This window comes from Corynebacterium sp., assembly GCF_030532965.1.
Taxonomy (GTDB): Bacteria; Actinomycetota; Actinomycetes; order Mycobacteriales; family Mycobacteriaceae; genus Corynebacterium.
Genome location: NZ_JAUNKC010000011.1, coordinates 38441 through 55373, shown reverse-complemented (window position 1 = coordinate 55373; position 16933 = coordinate 38441). Strand labels below are relative to the sequence as shown.

Here is a 16933-nt window from a genome sequence, read left to right as displayed (position 1 = left end):
TTATTCGGCTACGGGCTCATCGTCCAGTGCTGTGGTGGAGACTGTCCCGCAGATGGTGCCGGAGCCTAAAACAATGTCGCCGTGTTCATCGGGTAGGTATAAAACGGCGGCTTGGCCACGCGCCACCCCGGAGAGTGGTTTGTGTAGGCGCAGCGTCATGCGGTCGGCTTCGGTATCCACGTCGGCCTGGCATGGCACGACGGAGCCGTGGGCGCGTACTTGCACCTCGCAGGCAAAGCTGCCGCGCATCTTGGGGTGTAGGTATTTCAACCGGTCGGCGTGGATGATCCCCACGGCCAGATCCTCGCGGGAGCCAACGGTCACGGTGCCAGTTTCGGCGTCAATATCGGTGACGTAGCGGGGTTTGCCATCCACAGCAGGCTGCTTAATATCAAGGCCCTTGCGTTGACCGATGGTGAAATTCCAGGCACCATCGTGTTCTTTTAGGGTGTTACCGGCGGTATCGACGATGACGCCCCGGCGAATGCCGATCCGGTTGCCCAGAAACACTTGGGTATTGCCATCGGGGATAAAACAGATGTCGTAGGAATCCGGCTTGCTGGCCACCGAGAACCCTAATTCAGCAGCTTCCTTCCGAATATCTGGTTTGAGCGTATCCCCGACCGGGAACATGCAGTGCGCAATTTCGTGGCTTCCTAGTACGCCCAGCACGTAGGATTGATCCTTTTCCGGATCAACTCCGCGCCGCAGATAGCCGTCCCCACCGTCAACCGGCTGGGTTAACCGCGCGTAGTGCCCGGTGACCACGGCATCGAAGCCTAAGGCGATGCCGCGTTCCAAAAGTGCCGCGAATTTGATCTTCTCGTTGCATCGCAAACACGGGTTCGGGGTTTCGCCGCGTTCGTAGGATTCGACGAAATCATCAATCACATCCGCTTTGAATCGGTCCGAGAAATCCCACACATAAAACGGAATGCCTAGTTTGTCGCATACTCGGCGCGCGTCTGCGGAGTCTTCCAGGGAACAGCACCCCCTGGAGGATTCGCGGACGGCTTGGGGGTCTTGGCTTAAGGCTAGGTGTACGCCGACAACGTCGTGGCCTGCTTGGACTGCGCGGGCCGCAGCTACTGCTGAATCTACGCCGCCGCTCATGGCTGCGAGCACTCGCATGAGTTCTCCTTATCTGTTTTATTAATGTGGGAATGGTTGTTTCATTATTTGTGATAAGTGTCGGGTTTTGCAATTGAGGTTTGTGGTTAGCCGTGGTGGCGGTTGACGGGTTACCATAAGCGATCATGGGTAGAAAGCGTGGTAACCAGCGACGTTCGGCGTCGACAAGCGGGCGGGACAAGTCCAAGGTGGAACCTATCGCCGGGATTTACGAAACGTCGACGGGTACGGTGGAGCTGCGCCCGGATGCCTACCGCTCTGGGGCGTGGGAAATTTTGGTTAACGGGGTGCCGTCGAGCCATATTTCGGATGATCCAGCAAGTTTGGAATATGAGTACATGCGGTGGATTTCGATCGGCACGTCTGCGTTTATCGATGCCCACCTTGACGCAGACCGACTGCGGATTACCCATCTCGGCGGCGGTGCGTGCACATTGGCCTGGCATTTTGCCGACCGGTATCCGAAATCACGGAATACGGTGGTGGAGTTAGACGCAAAACTGACGGAGTTGGTGCGCAGTTGGTTTCCGATTCCAGCAGCACCTCGGGTGAAGATTCGGGTTGGGGATGCCCGCACGGTGGTGGAATCGGTGCAGCCAAACAGCAGGGATGTGATTATTCGGGATGTGTTTTCTGGCGCGACAACCCCACATAATCTAACAACCGTTCAGTTCGCACGGCTGGCCGCTCGGGCGTTAGCGCCCGATGGGTTGTATGCGGCCAATTGCGGCGACCATAAGGATTTAACGGTGGCGCGGTCGGAATTGGTGACGTTGGCGGAGGTTTTTCCGCATGTTGCTGCGATTGCAGACCCACCGATGTTTAAGGGACGCCGCTACGGCAATATTATTTTGTTCGGCTCCCATCTTCCGTTTCCGATCGCTGGTGATGCTACGGCAGCCGCGATGACCCGGCAGTTGCTTGGTGGTGGGGTGCCTGCTCATTATAAGGATGAGGCCGGGGTGCGGGAGTTCATGCGGGGCGGCAGTTTGCTTGTCGACGATTAACGGCGCGCGCGGCGAATCCGAGAATTATTTTTAACGCAGCGTAATCTTTCCTCCATGTTTGGCGATAGGCTATGTAGAACTTTGGTAGTGTCTTTAGACTGATTAGAAAAATTTTCTCATCGGAAAGGAATCCCATGCGGAAACTGGCTCTTGGCACAGCACTTACAGCGTGCATTGCGATGGCTGCTGGAACTGTGCCAGTGGTTTCGGCGCAAGAATCCACCGCCCCCTCGGTGGTGACGCCGGTGGAGGATACGACGCAGGAATCGGAAGCTGGTACCCAACCGGCACCTCAGGAAGAAGCAAACAGTGGGTCAGAGCTTTCCGATGGCAGCTTGTCCTCGGAAGATAAACCGAAAACCCAACCAGACGGTGCAACCGATCCTGAGGCCGCTACCGGTGACGCCACGGTCGACAGCACCCCGCTGGCCGACCGGATGCGCGCAGCAGCAGCCACCGCCCAGCCGTCGGTGCTTACCGCTAATCCTGCTGCGCCGCTCGTTCATGAATTCAACGACGAAAAGTGGCGCGATAAGATCAAGAGCTATTCGCGATCCACTGATAGCCAGGGTCGCCCCCGGGTGATGGAGTTTTCTGCGACGTCTCCTTCGATGAATAATCGCAGCATTCCGTTAGCGGTTATACGGGCTAAAGACCCGAATCGTCCGATCCTGTATCTGCTCAATGGTGCCGGTGGTGGCGAACAGTCCACCACGTGGTTGAGTTACAACGAGACCATTGACTTCTACCTTGATAAGAACATCAACGTGGTCATCCCGATGCGCGGCGCGTTCTCGTACTACGTGGACTGGGCCGAAGATGTCGATGGCACCGAATACATTCGTGGCCCGCAGCGCTGGGAAACCTTCCTCACCCAGGAACTGCCGAAGCCGCTGGAAAGCCACGAGCTTATCCAAGCCAACGACAAGCGCGGTATCGCTGGCCTGTCGATGTCAGCAACATCCTCGCTGCTGTTGGCTGCCCGCAATCCAGGTTTCTACGACGCTGTTGGGTCGTTCTCGGGTTGTGCAGCAACCTCGAAGACCTTGCCGTCGTTGTTTACCAAGTTCACGCTTGACCGGGACGGGATTAGCCCGCAACAGGTCTTCGGACCGAAGGGCAGCCAGCGCGCCATTGAACACGACGCGCTGATCCAGGCGGAGGGGCTTCGTGGATCCCAGATCTATGTTTCGAATGGTTCCGGTTTGATCTCCGACCGGGAGACCCTCAATGGCCTGATTAAGAACCAGGCGGAAGAAGCATCGTTGGCTGCGTTCACCACGTCCTCGGACATCGCCGTGGTCGGCGGCCTCATTGAGGCTGGCACCAATGCTTGTACCCACGATCTGCGGGTGAAATTGAATCGATTGGATATTCCGGCGGACTTTAAGTTCCGCAACGTCGGTGTCCACACCTGGTACTACTGGGTCAACGACATGAAGGATTCCTGGCCGACCTTTGCCCGTGGGTTCGGCATCGAAGGCGAATAATCCCTAAAAAGGGTTAAGCTACTACAAGAGCCGCTGTAATCGGAGAAAACTTCGATTACAGCGGCTTTTTAGTGGGGCTGCTACGCCATTCCCGCAGCTTTCGCCTGCGCGATAACTTTCGGCAAATGTTCAATAAGGTACGCGACATCCTCATCGGTGGTGGTGTAGCCCATGCTCAGCCGAAGAGTGCCACGTGCGAGACTTTCGGAAAGCCCCTGGGCCAGCAGAACCCGCGACGCACGGTTAACCCCGTTGGCGCAAGCCGATCCGGTGCTAGCCGCAATGCCGTGGGAATCCAAGAGCATAATCAGGCTATCGCCTTCCGTGCCCGGGATGCTGATATTGATATGGGTGGCAAGCGAATGCTCGGGGGTGTTTAAGCGCGCGTCGGGAATCGCCGCCTGGATGGCGTCGATAAGCGTGCATTTAAGCCTGTGGAGCCGCTGCTCATGGCTGTCCATCTCATCGCAGGCCTCCTGCAAAGCTGCGGCAAGCCCCGCAGCACCAGCCACATCGACGGTTCCGGAACGAATGCCGCGTTCCTGCCCGCCGCCGTGAAACAACGGCTCCGGGGCGGGTGACCGCCTGGCCACCAAAATGCCCACTCCGCGCGGGCCGCCAAATTTATGGCCACTTCCAGCCAACGTGGTGGCATTGAGGCTATCAAACTTGATGGGGAGTTTTCCCAAAACCTGAACCGCATCGATATGAAACGGCGTTCCGGTAGCGGCCAGCTTTTCACCTATCTGCGCCACATCTTGAATAGCACCGGTTTCGTTATTGGCCCACATGCAGGTGGCCACCGCCGCTGGCGTGTCCAAAACATCCGCCGGGTCGTAAACGAAACCAGACGAATCAACCGGCAATAACTCCAATTCAGCGCCGAGGGATTCTAAATATCGGGCGGTTTCAAACACTGCGGAGTGCTCAATCTCGGTGCTAATCACCCGAGGTGAAATTAAGTTTCGAGCCCGCCATAGGCCTTTAAGCGCGATATTGTCCGCTTCCGTTCCCGAGGCGGTAAAAATAACCTCGATTGGTTCGCATCCAATAAGCGCCGCGACTTGTTCCCTAGCGTCCTCCAGCACGCTACGCGCCCGCCTAGCCAATTGGTATTGACCAGCCGGGTTGAATTCGTAGCTCGCCTTATACCAGGCCTCCCGGGCGGACTCGCGCATGACGGTAGTAGCCGCGTGATCGAAGTATCGCATCGGTATTGTCAACAATCCTCGTTTTCTCCTCGCGCCCCGGCTCGCCGGTTATCCGCGTCGCCGGGCTATTTCCGCCACTACTTCCGGAACGATCTCGTGCAGATCACCCACAACGCCAAGATCGGCGATCTGGAAGAACGGCGCATCCTCATCGTTATTCACCACGATGATCTTATTGGCGGTTTGCATGCCCGAGGTGTGCTGAATCGCCCCGGAGACACCCAAGCCGATGTACACATCCGGGGAAACGGTCACACCGGTCTGCCCCACCTGGAATTGCGGTGGGTACCACCCCAGGTCGACCGCGTCGCGGGTAGCACCGACAGCGCCACCCAAGGCGTCGGCAAGCGGCTCCACGACGGAGTGGAAATTCTCCGCTGATTCCACGCCCCGACCGCCAGCCACGACAACCTTGGCGGCAGTAAGCTCCGGGCGGTCACCCTTGGCAGCCGGAACGAAATTGGTAACTGTGACATCTTTAACCGTCGCGGCAGGCAGCGCAAAGCTACTGAATGTGCCCGCACCAGCGGCACCTACAGTAGCTGTGATCGCACCGGGGCGAACGGTGTAGATCGGGCTGGTGCCGCCTACCGCTGCGGTGACTTCAATCGAATCACCAAAAATACTCATTGCGGCAGTCCGGTCGGCGTTAATACCGACGACGTCACACAACACACCCGAAGCAAGCCTAGCGGCCAAGCGGCCAGCGATTTCATTGCCGTGCGCACCGGCGTCCAGCACGATCGGGGCGGGCGCGCCCGCAGCCAACATACTCAACGCGTCAACCGCCGGTAGAACAATGCGCGTATCAAGGTCGGCGGCTTCCGCCGCAACAATCGCATCAGCCCCCATGGCGCGCAACTGGTCGTGAAGACCAGTGTGGGCGCCAGGAGCCGAGACGATAACTGCAGTCACTGCGCCGAAAACCTTAGCGGCGGCGATGAGATCCGCTGTGGTACCCAGCACCTGATCGCCGGAATACTCGACCAGAACATAAGCATTAGACATGAATAATTCTCCTCAAAGTCGTTTCTGATCGTATCGGGTTACAGCAGGTTCTCTGCTGCTAGGAAGTCAACAATCTTCTGCGCAGCTGTCGCTGCATCATCGCGAATTACATCACCCTGGCTCCGGGCGGGCCGAGCCTGCGCGGCAGTAACGGCGGTAGACGCGTGCCCCAAGCCGACCTGTTCGGCCGCCACCCCAATCTCGGCGAGACTCAACGACGCAATTTCTGCTTTCTTTGCAGCCATAATGCCCTTGAAATTCGGGAACCTGGGCTTATCTGCCTTGTCGGTAACCGTCACGATAGCAGGCAGTGGTGCCTCAATATCGTAATCACCATCATGGGTTTCCCGGACTCCCCGGACAACATTGCCGGACAACTGCACAGACTTACACGACGTCAATGCAGGCTGGTTCCGGTATTCCGCGAGGATTCCCGGAAGCGCCCCCATCGCCCCATCCGAGGAAGCATTGCCCGCTACAACAAGCGCAACGTCAGGAATCTGGTTAATCGCATTGGTCAGCGCCCAGGCAGTACCGATGACATCGGAACCTGCTAACGCCGGATCGGCCAATAACACGGCCCGATCCGCCCCCATGGCTAAGGCCTTACGCAGTGCTTCTTCTGAACCACCCGGGCCAGCCGACAACGCAACCACCTCAAAGCCAGCATCAGCGTTATCATCACGCAGCCGAAGGGCCTGTTCAACAGCAAATTCGTTAATTTCATCCAGTACGTTGTCCACCCCCTCCCGGTTCAGGGTGAAGTCCGAATCTAGCGTTCGAACCGACCAGGTATCTGGCACATTTTTCACCAACACCACAATCGCGGGCATGGGCAGTCACTCACCTTTCATAATTTTTCTCATCGCCGTTGGCTAATCACCGAGGCCATACCAGCACGTTTACTTGTCGCGCTTCAGTAATGTAACGGATATACCGACAGATTGTTTCCCGTTTTATTCACCAGCAATACGGTGTGACAGCGGCACGGCGAAAACTACCAATCGACAGTGTAGCCTAATAAAATCCCGGCGAACCACCACACCCGATAGTCGGTGTAGCGAAAAACCTACGGTCAGGCCCACTGCCTGGCCTTGCACACCAACGCCACACCCGCGCTCCCAATTCGGGTGAGAACAACAGCCAGTTTCGCGCTGCCCGTTAATTTAAGCTTCTTGCGCAATGCGTCCGGATCAATATCAAGTCCGCGCACCAAAATCTCCACCGACCCGCAATCATAGGAGTGCAAAACCGACTTCAGTTTCTTCAGAGACACCGTCTCCATGTACTCAAAACCGCTGGTACCGGCAGGAATGACGTCACCGGTGAGATAGGCGATGCGCTCATCAAGCATCCAAAGCCCTTCCCGGTTGGCATAGTGGCGCACCAAGCCCGCCCGCACAATCGCACCATCGGGGTCAATGATGAATTTTCCGGGCGCAGAAACCACCACCTCATCAGGGTGAGTGTCGTCGATAATGTCGCATTCCGCACGGGCACCGCGAATAATCACGGCTTCACGGCGCACCCCAAGGGAAAGACCCGGAGTGTACAGGCATGCTTCTTTCACACCGCCATTGAGACTAACCACGCTGACCAGACCGTCCCAGGAACTGAAATCCAGACCAGGCGCACACTTGATGGCAAGTTCCGGATACGGATAGGCGGAAATAAGCGTCGGCAACGGCGGAATCAGATCTTCCGGTTTGACTATTCTCCGACCACCCGACCGCCGCGCCGGGTCCGCGATAACCACCCCCGCGGCGTCCGCCACACCGGGGTTAAGCGCGTCAGATGCGACGATCCCACACCAACCAAGCTGATTAATCGTGGCCCGATTATCTAAAAGCTCCAGGTTGTATTTCGCCATTTTCAACCGGGAAAGATCAATGTCGCTGCCAAGGTAGTCCATGCCGTAGGAACGGATAGCCGCGCCTTCGGTACCGATGGAACAGGTGACGTCGTGGACAAGCGCGTCCGGCATAACCGCATGGATGCGGTCGGCGCGTATATCCGCCACGAGTAACGGGGTTGCTTGCTGGGCGGATTCGTTGCACATCAACCAATCGGCCGGAAGTTTTCCTGCACTTTTGCTGCGCGCGGTTGCCAATTCCAGCACAGCACGCCCATAATCCCCGTGCTGGTTCCGGAAGAAATCGGCGTCGGCCACGGCGATTTCTTTCGATAACCGTCGTTGGGAAAGTGTGGCTGCGATTTCAGTGGCGTGGGCGCGCAAATAGTCCACTTCGGTGGGAGTGAAACTCATGGTGTCGGCTACCGCTTTCTCTACACAGTGATCGATTAGAACTTGCCGTGGTGCACAACTTACGGTTTGTATGTAAACCTGCCTAAGCGGCCACTTTTACATGATAGTGCTGCGTTGCCGCCGCATTATCAAAAGCGTCTGGGTGGGGTGAAGCTGAAAAATTCAGCATACCGGGGATCATCAACCGGGTCACCAATAATCGGCTCCATCGTGGGATTTTCGATGGTTTTCATCAGCGACGACACCGAATCGTGCTCACTCAGCAGCAGCATGTGCGCCCAGGTAGGGATGACCAACTGCAGCAACCCGGCGCGCCAACCATCAAGGATCAACGATGGCGAAAACCAGCCGGTGGAGGCAGCTTCGCGGGTTTGCCCGTCGGGTTCTTGTCCGAAGGGCGGAACCGCAACGAAGGAGAACATGTCGAATTGGTGTGTGTCGGTCTGTGGGCTTACCCACCGCGAGCAGGGCCGCAGTAAGTCGGTGCGTACCATTAGTTCATTGCGTTCTAGTACTTGGGAAAACGACAATCGGTGGGATTCTAAGGCCAGCCGTTGGGGGTGGAACGGGGTGGCGTCGGTGATGAGTCGGCCGTCTTCGTAGGAGGCAAGCAAGGTGCCGGATTCTTCAAATAGTTCCCGACAGGCAGCCATGACGAGTGCCCTAGCTTTTGATCGGTTTGTGCGCAGGCGACGTGCCCATTCGTCGAGGTCTGGGCCGTGCCAGGTGGCATCGGGGATTCGGGGGCTTGAGTCCGCACCGATGGCATCGGTGGGTACGCTCACGTCGAGCTCGAAGTCGCGGGGGTCTACCCCGCCGCCGGGGAATACGGTGGCGTTGGGAAATGTGGGCATGGAGGAAACGCGCTCTTGCACATATACTTCGATGCCGGTTGCGCCGTCGCGCACGAGAACCACCGTGACCGCTAGCTTTGCGCCGCCATAACCTTCCACTTTCACCGCCACGGTGGTTTCGTCACCTCCTGTTGCCTGATGTTTGCGTATAACCGAGTGCAACGGACGTGTGTCAGCCGCAGTGTGGTCAGTGTCTTCATCACAGCATACCCAAGGCAAAGATGTGGGTTGTGCAACCACCCGCCGGAGATTCTCAGGTTGCTTTTCGACGCCGCCAGGTATCCGTTAGCGCCGGGTGTTGTTACTTCTTACGGTGGACCCCACCGCTGCGGAGTCTGCGGGCGAAGAACCGGCCGTCGATTTTATCCACCTGAATTGCCTGGTGGAAGGTGCGGGTGAGGTTGTCGGAGGTTAAGACGTCGTCGATAAGCCCCTGTGCGATCACTTCGCCTTCGTCGAGCAGCATCGCGTGGGTAAAACCGTACGGGATTTCTTCGACGTGATGGGTGATCATCACGATTGCCGGGGCATCCGGGTCGAGAGCTAATTGGCCCAAGTAACCGACCAGATCTTCGCGACCGCCTAGGTCCATGCCCGCGCTGGGCTCGTCGAGAAGCAATAACTCTGGATTGGCCATCAACGCCCGTGCCACCAGGACGCGCTTGCGTTCACCTTCACTGAGCGTGCCCCAGGTGCGATCCGCCAAGTGCATCGCTCCAACTTGTTCCAAGATGTCGTTCGCCCGGTCGAGGTCTAAGGATTCGTATTCTTCCCGCCACCGTCCCAAAATGGCATAGCCAGCCGACACGACCAGGTCTTCGATCTTTTCCCCGTCGGGTATGCGATTTCCTAGTGCTGATGAGGACACCCCGATCATCGACCGTAGATCCCGCATATCTGTCTTACCGACCCGCTCCCCCATGATCCACGCTTTGCCACCGGAGGGGAATTCCTCCGCGCCTGCTAGGCGAATCAGTGTTGTTTTACCCGCGCCGTTTGGCCCGATAATCACCCACCGTTCGTCCAATTCCACCTTCCATGTCACCGGCGCCAACAAGGTGCGCCCGTCACGGATGAAGGTGACGTCTTCAAAGTCGATGAGGGTATCGGGATCACGCTGGTTATCACCAAAAACGGGGGGAAGCATCGCACTACTCATAGGTACCATAATTACCCAAATTTACCTGCTGCGGTTAATCGGACACAGGTAAATCACCCCAAGAGCAAAGTAGCACGTTAACAGCCCACCCCCGCGCCGAATACGGGTCTTACTCATCCCGCCGCAACTTGTCGGCAACCGTGACTTAGTTTGCCGCTATCTGCCAGCCCCCTGCCACGAATAAAACCGAAATTGGTGCAGTAATCCAGGCACAAGAGCATACTGGAACCATAGAGGACACGTTAAGACGCAGATGTCGGCCCGAGGTGGAGTTACGGCAACCGCGTCTACCCCGGATAGAAAGAGAAACAGCAGTGACTGGAAGACTCGCCATCGAAGATGTTCGCCCCCAAATCTCCGGCCGCCTGTACCCATCGAAAGCAGTCGTTGGCGAACTCATCCCCATCAGCGCACAAGTATGGCGAGAAGGCCACGACGCCATCGCCGCAACCTTGACCATCAACGGGCCTAAAAACTCCCAGATTTCGGCCTATCCGCTCAGAATCACCATGCACCAAGACTCTGACAACCAGGATCTCGTGCACGCTTTCTTTGTCCCAGACGTGCCCGGCACCTGGACATTCCATGTTGACGCGTGGAGTGATCCCATGCAGACCTGGCGAAACGCAGTCACCAAGAAAATTGAAGCGGGCCAGTCCGCCGAAGAATTAGCGAACGATCTTGAACACGGCGCCGTTCTTTTTGAAAAGGCCGCCGCGCAAGTTACCGAGGAGATCCAGCAACAAGCGCTTCTTGCCGTGGCAGAGGAACTACGCAGCGACGCCCCGCTGAGAACCCGCGTCGCCCCCGGCTTATCGGTTGAGGTGCTGGAGATCCTTTCCGAGCACCCGTTGCGGGAATTGCTGACCAACGGGCTTGAGCACACCGTCAGCGTGGAGCGTCGAGAAGCACTGGTCAATTCCTGGTACGAACTCTTCCCCCGCTCTACCGGCGGCTGGGACGACCGGGGGCTTCCCGCCCACGGCACCTTCGCTACCACCGCCGCAGCCCTCGACCGGGTAGCCCGCATGGGATTCGACACCGTGTACTTCCCACCGATCCACCCCATCGGTGAAATAAACCGCAAGGGCCGCAATAACACCCTCACCCCGGAACCTGAAGATGTCGGATCCCCCTGGGCAATCGGATCACGCGCTGGTGGGCACGACGCAGTTCACCCCGATCTCGGCACGATTGACGATTTTGTCAAACTTCTCGCCCACGCCAAAGAGCTCAACCTCGAAATCGCGCTTGACCTGGCACTCCAAGCCGCACCGGATCACCCGTGGGCTGAAGAGCACACCGAGTTTTTCACGGTGCTTGCCGACGGCACCATCGCCTATGCGGAAAATCCGCCGAAGAAATACCAGGACATCTACCCGCTTAACTTCGACAACGACCCGCAAACCATCTACGCCGAGATTTACCGCGTGGTCATGTTCTGGGTGGAGCTTGGAGTCACCACATTCCGGGTGGACAACCCGCACACCAAACCCACCAACTTCTGGAACTGGCTGATTACCAAAGTCCACCAGACCCATCCGGAAGTTATATTCCTCGCCGAAGCCTTCACCCGGCCTGCCCGCCTATACGGCCTGGCGAAAGTTGGATTCTCCCAGTCGTACACGTACTTCACCTGGAAAACCTCCAAGGACGAGCTGCGGGAATTCGCCTTAGAGCTCGCAGCCATGGCGGACGTCTGCCGACCAAACCTCTTTGTCAACACCCCGGACATCTTGCACGAATCGCTTCAATACGGCGGCCGTGCGATGTTTGCCATCCGCGCCGCGCTAGCCGCCACCCTGTCGCCGGTTTGGGGAGTGTATTCCGGCTACGAACTGTACGAACACCAAGCTGTGGCGCCCGGCAGCGAAGAATACCTCGATTCCGAGAAATACGAACTGCGGCCCCGGGATTTCGCAGCTGCAGTCGAAAGCGGCGATTCGCTGGAACCGTATATCACATTGCTCAATTCGATTCGCCGCAAGCAACCTGCGCTGCAGCAATTGCGGCAAATCCAATTCCATCACACCGCAAACGATCAGATCTTGGCCTATTCCAAGGTTGATCCGGTCACCGGTGACGCGGTTCTGGTGGTTATCAACCTTGATCCAAACCACGCCCAGGAAACCACCGTCGAATTGAACATGGCGGCAGTTGGGCAGGATTACGGCGCGCAGTTTATTGCCCATGACCTCATCACCGATCAAGATTTCAATTGGTCGGAGAAGACTTTCGTTCGGCTTGATCCCAATCGGGATGTCGCGCATATTCTGACGCTGCCGCGGGTCGCTGGTGAGGCGTTGGCAAAGATCCGAGAGCGGGACGCACGCGATTACCGAGCCTAGGGTCTGTGGTTGCTCCATAACACAGCACCGCCGAAAACCAACACAAACGTCTTATATGTCACACCGTGGGGCGTCGACAAGCACAAACGCCCTAAGGTCGACATATATGTATTCGTTCAGCCCCTCCCCCTCCGGTAGCGTGAAATGTGAGAAATGTCGGTGTATTTCGCACCACAAACGTCGCCGGATGGTTACCGACTAAAAGTGTAAGGAAACTACAGATATGTCCAGCTCATCAGAAACACTGCACATCGACAATCACGACCGCACGCTGCTCACCCAATGCCGCCACCACGACCCCCATTCCGTCTACGGATGGCACCCGCTCGACAACGGCGACGCGATAGTTCGCACCCGCCAGATCGGTGCCAAGAAAGTCGAATTGGTGGCCAAATGCGGTAAAACCCGGGAGATGGAGCCGTTGGGCGATGATATTTTTGGGTTGTACATCAAAAAAGGCGGCTCGGGCGGCGGCTACGGTCTCCGCATCACCTGGGACAACGATGCAGTTACTGACACCTTCGATCCTTATTTCTTCCTACCTACGCTCGGTGAACTTGATATTCACCTGATCCGGGAAGGTCGCCACGAACGACTGTGGGAAGTGCTTGGCGCACACGTTCGCGAGATCGAAACCGAAAACTTCGGCCCGGTTTCCGGAACAAGTTTCGCCGTCTGGGCACCTAACGCGGCGGGTGTTGCCGTTATCGGCGACTTCTGCGGCTGGAACCCCAACCAATACCCGATGCGCAGCCTCGGCGAATCCGGGGTCTGGGAAATCTTCATCCCGGGTGTTGGCGATGGTGACGTTTATAAATTCGCCATCCACACCCAAGAAGGCTGGCGCTTAGACAAGGCCGACCCGATGGCCCGCCGCACCGAAGAGCCACCACGAACCGGCTCCATCGTCACCACCTCCACCTACGAATGGAACGACAACCAGTGGTTGGCAACTCGCGCCGAAACCGATCATCTAAGCAAGCCGATCAGCATCTACGAAGTGCATTTGGGTTCCTGGCGTCAAGGGCTAGGTTACAAAGAACTCGCGACCGAATTGGTCGCATACGTCAAGGACATGGGCTACACCCACGTGGAGTTCATGCCGATTGCCGAGCACCCCTTCGGTGGATCGTGGGGTTACCAAGTATCGGGCTACTACGCCCCCACTGCAAGGTGGGGCAGCCCCGACGAACTGCGCCAGCTTATCGACGCCTTCCACGCCGAAGGCATCGGCGTCATCATGGACTGGGTTCCCGCCCACTTCCCCAAGGACGACTTCGCCCTTGGCCGCTTCGACGGCCAAGCCGTGTACGAACACCCGGATTGGCGTCGCGGCGAGCAGATGGACTGGGGTACCTACGTCTTTGACTTCGGTCGCAACGAAGTACGCAATTTCCTCGTGGCAAACGCGTTGTATTGGCTGGAGGAGTTCCACATCGACGGCCTTCGCGTCGACGCAGTAGCGTCCATGCTGTATCTGGACTATTCCCGCAAGGAAGGCGAATGGCTGCCAAACCAATACGGCGGCCGGGAAAACCTGGAGGCTGTGCAGTTCCTCCAGGAGATGAACGCCACGGTACACAAACTGCACCAGGGTGTGCTCACCATCGCCGAGGAATCGACCTCTTGGCCGGGTGTTACCAGCCCCACCGATTTCAATGGCTTGGGATTCAATCTGAAATGGAATATGGGGTGGATGAACGACACCCTGGTGTACTTCTCCAAAGACCCGATTCACCGGTGCTACCACCACAACGACATCACGTTCTCGATGGTGTACGCCTATTCCGAGAACTACTGCTTGCCGTTTAGCCACGACGAAGTGGTTCACGGTAAGGGTTCCTTGTGGGATCGGATGCCTGGCGATGTGTGGAACAAGGCCGCGGGCCTGCGTGCCCTCTACGCCTACATGTACGCCCACCCCGGCAAGAAGTTGCTATTCCAAGGTCAGGAGTTCGGCCAGATCATGGAATGGAGCGAGGCCCGCAGCATCGACTGGGACGATATGGTCGGCTGGGAAGGTGAATACCACGTCGGTATCTCGCAACTGGTCAAGGACCTCAATGCGCTGTACGCCCAGTCACCTGCGCTCTACACCATCGACAATAACCCAGAGGGTTTCAGCTGGACCAAGTCCGACGATGCGGAAAACAACGTCTTGTCTTTCGTCCGCTACGGTTCCGACGATTCCAAGATCCTGTGTGTATTTAACTTCGGTGGATCAAGCCACCCGAACTACAAGTTCGGCGTTCCAGAGTCTGGCATGTGGAAGTGCATTCTCAACACCGACGCCGGCGTCTACGAAGGTGCCAATAACCTGTTAGAACAAGAAGTCGCCGCGTGGGATACTGGTTGGGATGGATACCAGCATTCCATCACCCTACACATCCCGGCTATGAGCGCCCAGTTCTACCGCTGGGAAGGCTAAACTAGCTGACGAAACCGGCAACCGTGGCAAGCGGTTGCCGGTTATTTTTTGCTTGTCGACGCCAAAAGCGGCGGTGGCTACTAATAGCATCACCGCCGCTCTACCAAGGCTTTACTTCTTAGGAATTGCCTTCGGGTTTGCCGGAGCAACTGGTTCCTGACCCAGAGGAGCAGCTGGGGCACCAGGGATCGTCCTCTTGATCACGTTGTAGATAACGTAGACCAGACCAGCAACGATCGGGACCACAAGCGCGATCCACCACAGGTTCCGGTTGGACGAACCTTCAGCCGCTGGCGGCTGGTTCGGGGTGGTCGACGGAGTCGTCGATTCTGGAGTCGACGGCGTGGTCGATTCGGAAGGTACTGGTGGAACAGTCGGTACCGGTGGGATGGTTGGCGCTGGTGGCGTGGTCGACGGAGTCGTCGAAGGCGACGTGCTTGGGGTTTGAGTGATCGCCGGGGAGTTCACCAAGTTGATAGCTACGTTGGTTTCACCTTTGATTGCAAACCGTGCCTTCTTGCCGTTATCCAGAATCTCAACGTTGTCAGCTGGGTTCGTCGACGCGAACACTGGATCAGCGAAGCTAACACCTGGAATCTTGTCGAGGTTGATTTCCTCTAGGGTGACGATGGTACCGGCTGGAAGTTCCTTCGAGCCAGAGACCGTGCCATCAACTGCGACTTTGACAACCTCGGACTCATTGATCTTACGAGCAGGATTGGAATAAGTCGCCTTAACCTCAAACATGGTGCCAGCTGGAACGGTCAACCCCGGTGCTGCCTTCTTGGTCAGCTGGAAGCTGCCCTTGTGCACGATGACGCCACTGATGGTGCCGGAGGAACGCTGGGTGCGGTAAATATGCTGATCAGCGTTCTTACCAAACACATACGAAGAAACGGAGTTTGTCGTGATATTGGTGTCATCACTGCCGATCGGAGCAGGCTGTCCCGTTGCGGTTTGGGAATAGTACATGATCCGGTAGTAGTGATCGGCTTTCCAACCACCTGCTGGCTTTTCAATCTCGAACTTTAAGGAGCCATCAGCTTCGATCCGTGGGTTACGTACCCGGTCGGTGATGTCGGTGATCTGCGCACCAGGGGTGTCTTCCTCTTGAATCACGCAGATTTTGTCGTCGCTGTCAGCTTGGCAGGTGTATTCCAATACCCGCAGTGACTGGTCCGAACCCTTCACGGTCGGGTCGAAGAAGGAGTGCTGAACTGCACCCCCCAGGGTGTCATGGAAATCGATGTTGTTATCTGGTGCGATTTCTCCAGGGAAGTTAATGGTCCACCGGGCTTTGGTGAAATCATCCTCGTACCAACCCTGCTTGTAGAACTCACGCCGCATGCGTAGATTCGGCTCGATGATTCCCTTTGTACCCGGAAGATCGATCTTGATCTTGGTACCAGCATTCAAAGTAGCTTCTACGTGATCGGTGTTTTTAACCTCGCGGGCTTGCACCTCGGTGGTCAGCGTCCCTTTAACGTTTTCCCGATCGACAAATGCCTTGTCGAACGTACAGGTGATCTGCCCAGCATCGGCATTGACGTCGCAGGTGCCGCCGCGGACATTGTCTTTATCAACTAGTGGGAAGCTTTCAGCCAAATAGACGTGGAATCCAGCAGGATAGCTGACGGTGAATTTTTGCTTCTCTTTAACACCGGTCGGAGCGCTCCATTCGATATTGAACTTAGCGAACTCCCACCGACGGATTTCGGGCACTTCGTTCCCTTGTTGCTGTGATTTCTCCACAGTCACCTTATCGACGACGATATTGGCGAAATTATCCTGTGCGGTGGCGCGGGGAACCGTAAAACCCGCAAAAATAACAGCGATTGCGGACAGCAGAACCACCATCGCTTTTCCTAAGGATGCCCGTTGGAACATGCCCGGACTCCCTCCTTAACTGATTTCCTCATTGATTTAAAAAGAAATTAATGCCTATTTAGATACAAAACCGGCATATTTCAGTTCTCATCCTAGAGTTCTGTCCATCAGCTAAAAACACGAGCAAAACCTTTAAATTATATT

The 16933-nt window shown here is 56.8% G+C and carries 12 protein-coding genes; 4 read left to right on the top strand and 8 right to left on the bottom strand.

What is annotated here, in order from left to right:
* Positions 1 to 1131: a tRNA 2-thiouridine(34) synthase MnmA gene (gene mnmA / locus Q4D85_RS06845; RefSeq protein ID WP_303199180.1), complete on the bottom strand. Its 1131-nt coding sequence runs from the start codon at positions 1129 to 1131 to the stop codon at positions 1 to 3.
* 125 nt (positions 1132 to 1256) lie between these two features.
* Here mnmA and Q4D85_RS06840 point away from each other — a divergent pair, with 125 nt between their 5' ends.
* The gene (locus Q4D85_RS06840; protein WP_303199179.1) at positions 1257 to 2138 is read left to right on the top strand and encodes a spermidine synthase; all 882 of its coding nucleotides are present in this window, start codon (positions 1257 to 1259) and stop codon (positions 2136 to 2138) included.
* Between the two features lie 134 nt (positions 2139 to 2272).
* Positions 2273 to 3628, top strand: a complete 1356-nt coding sequence (locus Q4D85_RS06835) for an alpha/beta hydrolase family protein (protein ID WP_303199178.1) — start codon at positions 2273 to 2275, stop codon at positions 3626 to 3628.
* A gap of 80 nt (positions 3629 to 3708) precedes the next feature.
* Here Q4D85_RS06835 and Q4D85_RS06830 read toward each other — a convergent pair whose 3' ends face one another.
* The 6 genes from Q4D85_RS06830 to Q4D85_RS06805 form a co-directional block, all read right to left on the bottom strand.
* Positions 3709 to 4845 (bottom strand): cysteine desulfurase family protein, encoded by a 1137-nt coding sequence (locus tag Q4D85_RS06830; protein WP_303199230.1) that lies wholly within the window; start codon positions 4843 to 4845, stop codon positions 3709 to 3711.
* 42 nt (positions 4846 to 4887) lie between these two features.
* Positions 4888 to 5847 (bottom strand): electron transfer flavoprotein subunit alpha/FixB family protein, encoded by a 960-nt coding sequence (locus Q4D85_RS06825; RefSeq protein ID WP_303199177.1) that lies wholly within the window; start codon positions 5845 to 5847, stop codon positions 4888 to 4890.
* Between the two features lie 38 nt (positions 5848 to 5885).
* Entirely contained in the window at positions 5886 to 6680 is a 795-nt protein-coding gene (locus tag Q4D85_RS06820; protein WP_303199175.1) for an electron transfer flavoprotein subunit beta/FixA family protein, read from the bottom strand.
* A gap of 242 nt (positions 6681 to 6922) precedes the next feature.
* Positions 6923 to 8113, bottom strand: a complete 1191-nt coding sequence (locus Q4D85_RS06815) for an SAM-dependent methyltransferase (RefSeq protein ID WP_303199172.1) — start codon at positions 8111 to 8113, stop codon at positions 6923 to 6925.
* Positions 8114 to 8241: 128 nt separating this feature from the next.
* Positions 8242 to 9078, bottom strand: a complete 837-nt coding sequence (locus Q4D85_RS06810) for an NUDIX hydrolase (protein ID WP_303199170.1) — start codon at positions 9076 to 9078, stop codon at positions 8242 to 8244.
* A gap of 190 nt (positions 9079 to 9268) precedes the next feature.
* On the bottom strand, positions 9269 to 10135 hold the full coding sequence (locus tag Q4D85_RS06805; protein ID WP_303199169.1) for an ABC transporter ATP-binding protein: 867 nt from the start codon (positions 10133 to 10135) through the stop codon (positions 9269 to 9271).
* Between the two features lie 305 nt (positions 10136 to 10440).
* Between Q4D85_RS06805 and Q4D85_RS06800 the strand changes: the two genes are divergently transcribed.
* The gene (locus Q4D85_RS06800) at positions 10441 to 12474 is read left to right on the top strand and encodes an alpha-1,4-glucan--maltose-1-phosphate maltosyltransferase (RefSeq protein ID WP_303199167.1); all 2034 of its coding nucleotides are present in this window, start codon (positions 10441 to 10443) and stop codon (positions 12472 to 12474) included.
* A 223-nt stretch (positions 12475 to 12697) separates the two neighbouring features.
* The gene (gene glgB / locus Q4D85_RS06795; RefSeq protein ID WP_303199166.1) at positions 12698 to 14902 is read left to right on the top strand and encodes a 1,4-alpha-glucan branching protein GlgB; all 2205 of its coding nucleotides are present in this window, start codon (positions 12698 to 12700) and stop codon (positions 14900 to 14902) included.
* A gap of 111 nt (positions 14903 to 15013) precedes the next feature.
* Here glgB and Q4D85_RS06790 read toward each other — a convergent pair whose 3' ends face one another.
* The gene (locus Q4D85_RS06790) at positions 15014 to 16789 is read right to left on the bottom strand and encodes an Ig-like domain-containing protein (protein WP_303199165.1); all 1776 of its coding nucleotides are present in this window, start codon (positions 16787 to 16789) and stop codon (positions 15014 to 15016) included.
* Positions 16790 to 16933 lie beyond the last annotated feature (144 nt).

Excerpts from the sequence above, each read along its gene's own strand:
- Q4D85_RS06835 (WP_303199178.1), top strand. The coding sequence starts at position 2,273 with ATGCGGAAACTGGCTCTTGGCACAGCACTTACAGCGTGCATTGCGATG.
- mnmA (WP_303199180.1), bottom strand. The coding sequence starts at position 1,131 with ATGCGAGTGCTCGCAGCCATGAGCGGCGGCGTAGATTCAGCAGTAGCT.
- Q4D85_RS06820 (WP_303199175.1), bottom strand. The coding sequence starts at position 6,680 with ATGCCCGCGATTGTGGTGTTGGTGAAAAATGTGCCAGATACCTGGTCG.
- Q4D85_RS06825 (WP_303199177.1), bottom strand. The coding sequence starts at position 5,847 with ATGTCTAATGCTTATGTTCTGGTCGAGTATTCCGGCGATCAGGTGCTG.
- Q4D85_RS06805 (WP_303199169.1), bottom strand. The coding sequence starts at position 10,135 with ATGGTACCTATGAGTAGTGCGATGCTTCCCCCCGTTTTTGGTGATAAC.
- Q4D85_RS06840 (WP_303199179.1), top strand. The coding sequence starts at position 1,257 with ATGGGTAGAAAGCGTGGTAACCAGCGACGTTCGGCGTCGACAAGCGGG.
- glgB (WP_303199166.1), top strand. The coding sequence starts at position 12,698 with ATGTCCAGCTCATCAGAAACACTGCACATCGACAATCACGACCGCACG.
- Q4D85_RS06815 (WP_303199172.1), bottom strand. The coding sequence starts at position 8,113 with ATGAGTTTCACTCCCACCGAAGTGGACTATTTGCGCGCCCACGCCACT.
- Q4D85_RS06790 (WP_303199165.1), bottom strand. The coding sequence starts at position 16,789 with ATGTTCCAACGGGCATCCTTAGGAAAAGCGATGGTGGTTCTGCTGTCC.